The organism is Globicatella sanguinis NBRC 15551, assembly GCF_001552295.1.
GTDB classification, from domain to species: Bacteria; Bacillota; Bacilli; order Lactobacillales; family Aerococcaceae; genus Globicatella; species Globicatella sanguinis.
Genome location: NZ_BCQX01000176.1, coordinates 1 through 2,925 on the forward strand (window position 1 = coordinate 1; position 2,925 = coordinate 2,925).

The 2,925-nt window shown below is 38.4% G+C and carries 2 protein-coding genes and 1 other annotated feature; both genes read left to right on the plus strand.

The window, feature by feature from the left end:
• Positions 1 to 97 precede the first annotated feature (97 nt).
• Entirely contained in the window at positions 98 to 1,054 is a 957-nt protein-coding gene (locus GSA01S_RS09840; protein ID WP_066127126.1) for a 2-hydroxyacid dehydrogenase, read from the plus strand.
• A gap of 366 nt (positions 1,055 to 1,420) precedes the next feature.
• Positions 1,421 to 1,651: a binding site (T-box leader), on the plus strand.
• Positions 1,652 to 1,712: 61 nt separating this feature from the next.
• Complete coding sequence (locus GSA01S_RS09845; RefSeq protein WP_066127128.1) at positions 1,713 to 2,825, plus strand: 5-methyltetrahydropteroyltriglutamate--homocysteine S-methyltransferase; 1,113 nt, start codon at positions 1,713 to 1,715, stop codon at positions 2,823 to 2,825.
• Positions 2,826 to 2,925 lie beyond the last annotated feature (100 nt).

Genomic DNA, 2,925 nt, shown 5'->3' on the forward strand with positions numbered 1-2,925 from the left:
GCCAGGTATCAACATACATAAGCAAGCGATTATCTTCTAGCTATCATCATTGTCGTGTTATAATGGTAGCTACAATAGACTAAAAGGATGAGTGAAGATGAAGATACATTTATTAGAACCCTTACGAGTATCAAAAGAAAAAATTACGGAACTAGCAGAACCTTTACTTAAGGCAGGCCATGAGTTCACCTATTTTGACACTAAAACGACTGATGTTCAGGAACTGATTGAACGTTCAAAAGGAGCGGATATTGTGATGATTGCCAACAATCCTTATCCTGCTGAAGTGATCAAAGCCAATCCAAAATTGAAGTTAATTGATGTCGCTTTTACTGGAATCGATCATGTCGCTCAAGAAGCTGCTAATGAATTAGGAATTCAAATTGCGAATGCTTCTGGCTATGCGACGACTGCTGTTAGTGAATTAGTGTTAGGATTGGTATTAGCTCTCTATCGTCAAATACCACGAAGCGATGCTGATACACGACTAGCTACTGATTTTCCGGGGCCATTTCAAGGTATGGAAATTAAAGGCAAAACAGTGGGCATCATTGGGACCGGGAATATTGGGATTGAAACGGCAAAATTGTTTAAAGCTTTTGGCGCTAAGTTAATCGGCTATAGTCGCAGTGAAAATGAGCAGGCAAAAGAACTAGGTTTGACCTATCAATCATTAGAGGACGTACTAACAAACAGTGAGATTGTTTCCTTACATTTACCATTAAATGATCACACTAAAGGATTAATATCAAAAGAAAAGTTGGCCTTGATGAAGCAAGAGGCGATATTAATCAATACCGCTAGAGGTCCAGTGGTCGACAATGAGGCACTAGCCGAAGCACTAAATGAAGGGCGCATTGCAGGAGCAGGTATTGATGTGTTTGATACAGAGCCACCATTAGCTAGCGATTATCCATTATTGGAGGCTAAAAACACTATTTTAACGCCACATATTGCGTTTCTTAGTGATGAAGCAATGGTAAAACGAGCTGAAATTGCCTTTCAAAATGTGATTAGTTTCATCGAAGGAAAACCACAAAATATAATGAATTAATGATTGGGTTTAGAGCATCTTTTATTCAATTTAAATGCAGTGATGCAGGGCATCATGACAAGTCATGTCACCTATGCGGTTTGTATTCCTTGTGAATGTGACTGCTAAACCTATTGGGATCGTGGCGAAAAATCTATTAAATCTGCGGTCAGCAACTACACGTGGATTGGATTGTGCAAAAAATCTATGAAATCTGCGGAGAAACACTCCGTCAGTCCATGGTGAAAATCTCCGTCGCGATGAAAGTGTCCTTTGTTCCACAGTGAATTCTCCACGCAACTCACTGGGAACACTCTCAAATTTATTTACAGTTCGAATTATTAACTTGACATTAGAAATAGATTAATTTATAGTGTGAATATAGTCATAACAACATTGACAAGAAAAGTAGATGGATGAAAGTTTTACAGAGAGACTGTCGTGGGTGCAAGCAGTTAAATGGCAATTCATTGAAAATGGTCTTCGAGTTGGCTCTTCGATATTTAGGTGAGTCCGGGTTCGCCCGTTAAAGCGAGCGAGTATGATAGTACTCATTGAGGTATTAATCGTGAGATTAATATAAATTAAGGTGGTAACACGAGCGATCTCGTCCTTTATAAGAGGATGGGGTCTTTTTCTGTTAGTGAAATTGACTAATAATTTCTAAGGAGGAAATAGTATGTGTCATAAATGTAATAAGCATGATTTTGTTGGGAGTTTTTTAAGACCTGAGCAATTAGTCGCGGCTCGACAAGCGTTTAAAGAAGGTAAAATTGATGCACAAGCATTAAGATCTGTAGAAGATCAAGTGATTGAGGAATTGATTAATAAGCAAAAAGAATTAGGCTATGAATTTATTACCGATGGAGAGTTTAGACGCTCTACTTGGCATTTAGATTTTATGTGGGGATTTGAGGGGATTGACCATCGCCCAACAGAAACAGGATTACCATTTGCAGATGAAGTGGCACTAATCGATGACACTTATCTAGTAGGACGTTTAGGATTTAATGAGAATCATCCTTTCTTCGAACATTTTAAATTTGTGCAACAGTTTGAAGAAAAGGGTCATAAAGCTAAATTAACAATCCCAGCACCCGCGCAGTTTCTTGAACAATTAATTATGCCTTTTGCCATTGACAATACGCTTAAGTTCTATGATAGTCAAGAAGAGTTGGTAGAGGATTTAGTTTCGATTTACCAACAATTTATCCAGAAGGCATATCAATTAGGTTTGCGTCACCTTCAATTAGATGATTGTTCATGGGGCTTATTAGTGGATGAGCGAGCTGAAGACTTTTTTGGTACTGACCAAGCAGGGTTAGAAGCAATCAAGCAATTATTTTTAGAGACTAATAATCGAGCGATTAGTCAACGTCCAGAAGACTTAGTGGTAACGACTCATGTTTGTCGCGGGAATTTTAAATCGACTTATGCGGTGAGTGGCTCTTATGAAGATATTGCGGAGTTTCTTTTTGCAAAAGAAGAGGTAGATGGTTATTTCCTAGAATTTGATGATGAACGCTCAGGTGGTTTTGAACCATTGCGTAAAGTTACCGGTGATAAGAAAGTAGTATTAGGATTGATAACGTCTAAACGTCCAGAGTTAGAAGATAAAGACATAATTATCACACGTATCCATGAAGCGGCGCAGTACATTCCATTAGAACGCTTAAGCTTGTCCCCTCAATGTGGCTTTGCTTCTACCGAGGAAGGGAATAAATTAACACAAGAAGATCAATGGAAAAAGCTACAGTTGATTAAAGAAATTGCTGATGAAGTGTGGAGTTAATGAAGTTAAATTTTGATTGCCGGTTCCGATACGATTGGTATTTCGTAATAGAAGCTAAATCTTAACCCGGCAACCATCATCCTAACCGAGACAATTTCGA

Excerpts from the sequence above, each read along its gene's own strand:
- GSA01S_RS09840 (WP_066127126.1), top strand. The coding sequence starts at position 98 with ATGAAGATACATTTATTAGAACCCTTACGAGTATCAAAAGAAAAAATT.
- GSA01S_RS09845 (WP_066127128.1), top strand. The coding sequence starts at position 1,713 with ATGTGTCATAAATGTAATAAGCATGATTTTGTTGGGAGTTTTTTAAGA.